Here is a 6,481-nt window from a genome sequence, read left to right as displayed (position 1 = left end):
TGATAAACTAGCACGCAATTATAAATCTATGATCCGTATAGCCTGCATATTTATTTGGTGCAAAGCCAAATGAGGACACGCCCTAGTGTGAATCAACTTCTTTATTATTTAGTTTAAGTGTCTTCTAGCATGCTTTAGTGCCGTTCTTAAACCCTCTTCTAAAGTTGGATGATAGAAAGGCTTATCTAGAATTTCATCTACGGTTAAATCTTCTGAAATCATCCATGCCAGCATATGAGCCATATGTTCCGCAGCTTCTACAAATAACTCTGCACCCAAAAGCTTGCGTGAAGATTGATCGATATACACTTCAATAGCACCACTATTTTTAGCTAGCACTAAAGCACGACCCTGTTTTTCATAGGAAACCATGCCGGTGACAAATTCAATTTTTGTATCGCTAAGTTGTTTAAAACTTTGTCCTACGATTGCCATTTCTGGTGCACTAAATACGATAGCTAAAGGTGTGAGTGTTTTTAAGCTTTTGATTGCAGGATAGTTTAAACAGTTGTGTACAGCCTGACGTCCTTCATGTGCTGCCTCATGTTGAATAGGGGTGTTGGTATGTGCATCACCTGTAATGAAAATAGGATAATCTCCCAGCTGTTTGGTTTTACTGTTAACTGGAAGTTTTTTAAGATCGGTATATGTATGATCAATATTATTTAATAGCAATGTATCTAAATAACTTTTACGACCTGTTGCAACCAAGAGATATTCCACATTTAGTTGTTGAGGTTGATTATTTTCTTCGAAGTGAATAATAACTTCCTGAGTACCACGCTGTACTGTAGTCGGTAATGTTTCGAATTTAATATTCAAATTTTTACTGATTTCATCTTGGGCTAATTTTTGCAGAGCTGGGCTGCTTAATGCTCCAACTTTACGACTGCGTGCAAAAACGGTTGTTTTCACCCCTAATCTTTGCATGGCTTGTGCTAATTCAATAGCGATCACTCCACTACCGATGACTGCCAAAGACTGGGGTAATTTTTCTAATTCAAAAATTTGATCGGATGTGATGAGTCGATCACCGAGTTGTTCTTTCCACTGGGAATCGACGGTTGGGGTAGAGCCTACAGCTACGATAAAACTTTTAGACTGATATTCCTGACCGTTTACTATTATCGTATTTTGATTAACGAATTGAGTTTGTCCCGATATTTTATGTTCAGTTGCCCAGCTATTTACATCTTTGAGTGTCGCATTGGTAAAATGATCTCTAAGCGTTCGAACATGATGCATTACTTGAGATGTATTAATTTCAACTACGACATTAAGCCCGACCAACTTGGCATTTTGGATATCATGCATACGATTTGCAGCGGAGATAAGAACTTTACTAGGCATACAACCGACGCGGGCACAGGTTGTAGCCCATGATCCATCATTAACAATAAGAATATTTTGAGTGTATTTAATGGCTTCTTGATAAGCAGCGATTCCGGCAGTGCCAGCACCGATAATAATTAGGTCATACATTGTGAAATGGCTCACTTTTTTATCATATTTTTAGGTTAACACGGTAAAACATTTATCATGCTTTTGTTTACATAAAGTACTAACTATGATTACATATCACGCAATATTAATTAAGAACAAGCTCTAAAATTTTGAGGGTTCCGGGGATATTCATGAGTAAAAATATTAGTTTAAAATTATCTACAGTTGCTTTAGCTGTTTTACTTGCAAGTTGTGGTGGCGGTGGTAGTGAGGGGTATTTTAATAATCAAGGCTCTTCATCTAATTCTGGGAATGGAAATACTAATAATGGCGGTACTGCCGGAACATCTGCAACGGTGTCTGCATTAAAAATTGAATTAGATAAATTATCTATGGCTGCAACGAATGGACAGCTTACTGTTACAGTTCGAGCTTTAGATGAAAATAAAGGGGGTGTAGCTGATACAAATTTAGTTTTAAAAGTCATTGATTCAACAAATAATGTTGCTATTGAAGGGGCATCTTTTGGCGTGACTGATGTTGCAGGTAATGTCACCTTTGTTTTAAAAACACCTGCTGTTGCTAAAAATATTCAAGATTTAATTAAAAATGGTATTATCATTCAAGCTCAAACCAAAGATGGCACGATTGTTCAAGAGCAAACTGTAACAGTAACTGGTGATCAAAGCTCATCAGCAGATACTACAAGTATCGTATTATTTGAGGCAACTAAAGCAGCATTAAATGTTCGCGGTGATGAGACAACATTGACATTGACTGCTGTAGATGCAAATGGTGCAGTTTTAGCAAATCAGGCAATTACCCTAAAAGTTATTGCTGTTGCGAAAAATGGAGTGAAATTTGTTCCACAGGCCACACAAACTGATGCAAATGGTCAAATCAAATATACATTACAATTGTCAGAGGGTGCTAGAAATGCTTCTTATACAGCAGCACAATTTGTAGCTGAGGATTTAAATTTAGAGGCAAATTTTGGACAGTCTACAACAATCTATAAATATAAAATCAACGTAGTAGATTCTGATGTACCAACTCCTGTTGGGGCGATCACCGTTGCTTATAATCCTACTAAAATTGAAGACTCTGCAACAGGCGTGTATTATTATAAAAATGTTTCAGTACAAGTGAACGATATTGATGGAAAACCAATTCCAAATCAAGAAGTGACTATGGGGGTTAATCCATTAATTTATGCTAAAGGTCATTTTTCTTTTGTAGATACAAGTGATCCTGCTGACGGTAAAGCAGATAAATATTTACCATTGAACCACTATAGTTGTACATCCCCAAGTCAAAAAGTTAATTTAGATGGTGAATCTGTTAGCCAGTTAAAACCAGCTAATGGTACAAGTGTGCAAGTGGTAAGTTATATTAATAGTGAAGGTACACCTGCAACTGATAATAAATATCGTACAGATGCGAATGGTCGTTTTGACTTAAAAATTCAATACCCTAAAATATATGCTGGATGGTTATATGTTCAGTTAACTGCGAAAACTAGTGTTTCTAGTCAATTAATAAAAGGCTCTACTTCTATTGGTTTAAGTCACTTAGTGTCTGATGTTGATTTAGATAGTATGATTTCTCCAAACGAGTATAGTCCTTTTGGGGATTCCTCAGATTGCTCTAGTCCAGATTGATAATAAAAACAGCGCTTCGGCGCTGTTTTTTTTTGCTTTATATTTTTAAATTGTCGTTCCCACACTCACTCCAACAGTAGGTCGAACATTAAGTGAGCTACATCCCACAATGACACATGAAATAAGAAATAGAAAAATTATTTTATTCATTAAACACAATCCTAATTTTTGTTTCATTCATAATATGGGAGGGTAATAGCTATTTCGACCTATCTCCAATATAGATTTTAGAAGTTTATTATCATATTTTAAAAATTTAACGATGTGTGTTTTAAAAATTTTACTATCAGTAATGGGGGAATAACACTGCTAAGCTATTGTTCAGCAATATGTCTGAGTGGATTGAATTAAGCCAAATAGCCTCGTCACTAATTAGAACGAGGTAAGTGATGGTAGGCTTAAAATCTAAAAAAGCTCAAATTGATCTGCTGTCATTTGACCCCTTAATACCGCCAAAAAAATTTTACCTACAGATTAAATCAATAGGTTATACAAACAATTCGGTATTAAAGGTCAAAATGAAATTAAAAAAGCACGATCAGTAACGTGCTTAATCATCTAATAAATCCATCTGTTTTGCCAGCTGGTATAAGTTATTTGAGCGATTGCCAGTACGGCAGAACATCAATACCGGTTTTGGCAGCTCATTAAAGTGATTAGCAAAAGTACGTACATCGACTTCAGTAATTTGACCCGCTACCACGGGTTGGAAAACGTAATCTAAGCCTGCATTACGTGCAGCTTCTTCAATTTGTGCACTTGTTGGTTGTTCTGGACCACCTTCCATATCTGGGCGATTGTTGATAATCGATTTAAAACCTTTTTCAACAACTTGTGCTACGTGCTCCGGAGAAATTTGACCTGCAAAGCCGACATTTTCACTCATTTTGTCACTCCATAATTTGCTCAATAGATATATGCTTTATGATAGCATTAAGCTGAAACTTGAGCTTGATCTGTTGAAATTTTTATAAGCGATTACAATCATAAAATAACGCAATGGAGCGCGTATGCATTCCTATACAGTTGAACCACTTTATGTAAATAGTGGGAAAGAGGTTATTGCTGCAGATTTTTACCGTCCCAAAACTGAACATAAGCCTGCTGTCATTATTATGGCCCATGGTTTGGCAGCCTTGCGTCAATTTAAACTGGTTCAGTATGCCAAGCGTTTTGCTCAAGCGGGTTATGCAGTGGTATTGTTTGATTATCGTTATTGGGGTGGGAGCACAGGTCGCCCACGTGAATTGGTATCGATTCAATCTCAATTAGAAGATTGGCGCACCATGATTGCGCATGTATTAGAGCGGAAATCAATTGACCCGCGACGCATTGTGCTTTGGGGAACCTCCTTAAGCGGAGGCTATGCTTTAAATCTGGCGGCAGAATTGAAAAATGTTCAGGCCGTTATGGTACAGGTGCCGTTTGTTGATGGTACAGAAAGCGCCAAGCTTTATCCTTTACAACAACTCCCGAAAGCATTAAAAATATCAAGTCAGGACTATATGGGCGCGAAAGTGGGAATATCCCCAAAAACATTACCTGTTGTGGATAGAAAAGGCTTATGCTTTATGCCTACAGCAGATAGTTATGAGGGATATTTATCTATAGTCAACCCGGATTATTTCTGGAGTGGTGAGATTCCAGCACGTGTTTTTTTTAATCTGATCCGTTATCGTCCTATCCAGGATGTCCGTAAAATTAGTGTGCCTGTTTTATTTATTGCTTCCAAACTAGATAGCCTGATTCCGATTGAATCCAGTCGTGAAACGGCAACCAATATTGCACCTTATGTACAATACCATGAATGGGATATGCAGCATTTTGATATCTATCATGGTCAATGGTTTGAAAAAGCCATATCAACCCAATTAGAATTTTTACATCAACATATTGGAGTGAGCTAAATGATTATTGTATGTCCTGCGTGTGGTGCTAGAAATCGAGTACCTGAAGATAAACTAGAAGCCAATCCAAACTGTGGTCAGTGTCACCAAGTGCTTCTTCCTCTGGCTCCCATTGAATTGAATGAGCACAATTTTAGTAACTTTGTCACCCACAGTGAATTACCTGTACTCATTGATTTATGGGCAGAATGGTGCGGTCCCTGCAAGATGATGGCTCCCCATTTTGAACAGGTCGCCAAACAGAATCCCAAAGTGATTTTTGCAAAAATCAATACCGAGGAATCACCTCAGCTCAGTGGTGCTTTTGGTGTGCGCAGTATTCCCACTTTAGTTTTGATGAATAAAACCAATGAAATTGGTAGAATAAGTGGTGCGCTACGATCTACAGAGCTACAACAGTGGCTAGATCAACATTTAAATGCCAATACTGGGAGTTAACGTGTCAGATATTCATGTAAAACCGGAAGGAACGCTTTCCCTTCAAACAATTGCGATGCCAGCAGATACCAACTGGAGTGGTGATGTCTTTGGTGGGTGGATTGTTTCACAAATGGATTTGGCAGGTGCAATTCACGCAGAACGTTTTAGTAAAGGACGCTGTGCAACCATTTCGATTAATCAGATGACTTTTCTGGTTCCAGTCAAAGTCGGTGATGTGATTAGTTGTTATACCAAGATTTTAAAAGTGGGTAATACTTCTATTCAAATGCAGATTGAAGTGTGGGATAGCCATGATGATTCACGTGAACCTATTCGCGTAACCGAAGGCGTATTTACCTTTGTTGCAGTAGATGTAAAAGGTGCGAAGCGTCAAATTCCGGATGAGGTCAAACAAAAATATCAGGCATCACAACCCGTAAAATAATTCGAAATAAAAAGCCCAATCATGATTGGGCTTTTTATCATCTTAGTGGTCTGGTATTTAGAAATACATTGATATGGTTGTAAATTTTTAAGATTAAATTAGTTCTTTAAATGTGACTTGGATACCCAAGCCCAAAGCATTTCACACTGAATCGGTTGCTCACCTGATTCATCTGTCACATGGACTGTTACCAGCGTTTCGCCTTTTTCAGTGCTTTGCATCAGTTTTTGCTGCTCATCCGTTAATGTGGCAGTTGCAACCATCGCACCTTTGGTTGGGCGTTTAAAATCGACTTTTAAGCTTTTGATCAGCACAATACAGGAGTCAGGAACATTCATTCCAGTGACAAAACCGGTAGCGGTTTCAGCAATCAGTGCCATGGCACAAGCATGCACCTGACCAATATGATTTTGCATGGCACGATGGTTTTCAATCTTGACCACCACTTCGGAATGACTGACTTCCAGATAGCGAATCTGCGCACTACCGACCATCGGCACGACCCGACCAAATACTTTGCTCCACAGTCTACTGCGGATGCCCTGAGGTAATTTAGAGGTTACTTTTACCAGTTTAGATAAGCGGTTGGTCGGTGTCATGAAGTT

Annotated in this window: 7 protein-coding genes; 4 read left to right on the top strand and 3 right to left on the bottom strand. The window is 38.2% G+C overall.

The window, feature by feature from the left end; genetic code table 11:
* Positions 1 to 108: 108 nt before the first annotated feature.
* The gene (locus tag LZZ98_RS10170; protein WP_237787749.1) at positions 109 to 1,482 is read right to left on the bottom strand and encodes a dihydrolipoyl dehydrogenase; all 1,374 of its coding nucleotides are present in this window, start codon (positions 1,480 to 1,482) and stop codon (positions 109 to 111) included.
* Between the two features lie 152 nt (positions 1,483 to 1,634).
* On the opposite strand from LZZ98_RS10170, the gene LZZ98_RS10165 reads away from it, so the two are divergent.
* On the top strand, positions 1,635 to 3,104 hold the full coding sequence (locus tag LZZ98_RS10165; protein WP_237787748.1) for an Ig-like domain-containing protein: 1,470 nt from the start codon (positions 1,635 to 1,637) through the stop codon (positions 3,102 to 3,104).
* A 550-nt stretch (positions 3,105 to 3,654) separates the two neighbouring features.
* Here LZZ98_RS10165 and LZZ98_RS10160 read toward each other — a convergent pair.
* Complete coding sequence (locus LZZ98_RS10160; protein WP_237787747.1) at positions 3,655 to 3,990, bottom strand: TIGR01244 family sulfur transferase; 336 nt, start codon at positions 3,988 to 3,990, stop codon at positions 3,655 to 3,657.
* Between the two features lie 124 nt (positions 3,991 to 4,114).
* Between LZZ98_RS10160 and LZZ98_RS10155 the strand changes: the two genes are divergently transcribed.
* From LZZ98_RS10155 to LZZ98_RS10145, 3 genes are read left to right on the top strand one after another with little or no spacing between them, the layout of a single operon-like run.
* The gene (locus LZZ98_RS10155) at positions 4,115 to 5,011 is read left to right on the top strand and encodes an alpha/beta hydrolase (protein ID WP_237787746.1); all 897 of its coding nucleotides are present in this window, start codon (positions 4,115 to 4,117) and stop codon (positions 5,009 to 5,011) included.
* A complete protein-coding gene (gene trxC, locus LZZ98_RS10150; protein WP_086176846.1) occupies positions 5,012 to 5,449 on the top strand; it encodes a thioredoxin TrxC in 438 nt (145 codons plus the stop codon).
* Positions 5,450 to 5,504: 55 nt separating this feature from the next.
* Positions 5,505 to 5,876, top strand: coding sequence for an acyl-CoA thioesterase (locus tag LZZ98_RS10145; RefSeq protein ID WP_269091746.1), 372 nt, complete (start codon positions 5,505 to 5,507; stop codon positions 5,874 to 5,876).
* Between the two features lie 98 nt (positions 5,877 to 5,974).
* On the opposite strand, the gene LZZ98_RS10140 is transcribed toward LZZ98_RS10145, so the two are convergent.
* Positions 5,975 to 6,475: a DUF4442 domain-containing protein gene (locus LZZ98_RS10140; RefSeq protein WP_237787744.1), complete on the bottom strand. Its 501-nt coding sequence runs from the start codon at positions 6,473 to 6,475 to the stop codon at positions 5,975 to 5,977.
* Positions 6,476 to 6,481: the final 6 nt, after the last annotated feature.

Source organism: Acinetobacter sp. SM34 (assembly GCF_022012365.1).
Lineage (GTDB): Bacteria > Pseudomonadota > Gammaproteobacteria > Pseudomonadales > Moraxellaceae > Acinetobacter.
This window is presented reverse-complemented; position numbering and strand designations above follow the sequence as displayed.

Coding starts and splice junctions, on each gene's coding strand:
- LZZ98_RS10165 (WP_237787748.1), top strand. CDS start 1,635: ATGAGTAAAAATATTAGTTTAAAATTATCTACAGTTGCTTTAGCTGTT.
- LZZ98_RS10155 (WP_237787746.1), top strand. CDS start 4,115: ATGCATTCCTATACAGTTGAACCACTTTATGTAAATAGTGGGAAAGAG.
- LZZ98_RS10160 (WP_237787747.1), bottom strand. CDS start 3,990: ATGAGTGAAAATGTCGGCTTTGCAGGTCAAATTTCTCCGGAGCACGTA.
- LZZ98_RS10170 (WP_237787749.1), bottom strand. CDS start 1,482: ATGTATGACCTAATTATTATCGGTGCTGGCACTGCCGGAATCGCTGCT.
- LZZ98_RS10145 (WP_269091746.1), top strand. CDS start 5,505: ATGCCAGCAGATACCAACTGGAGTGGTGATGTCTTTGGTGGGTGGATT.
- trxC (WP_086176846.1), top strand. CDS start 5,012: ATGATTATTGTATGTCCTGCGTGTGGTGCTAGAAATCGAGTACCTGAA.
- LZZ98_RS10140 (WP_237787744.1), bottom strand. CDS start 6,475: ATGACACCGACCAACCGCTTATCTAAACTGGTAAAAGTAACCTCTAAA.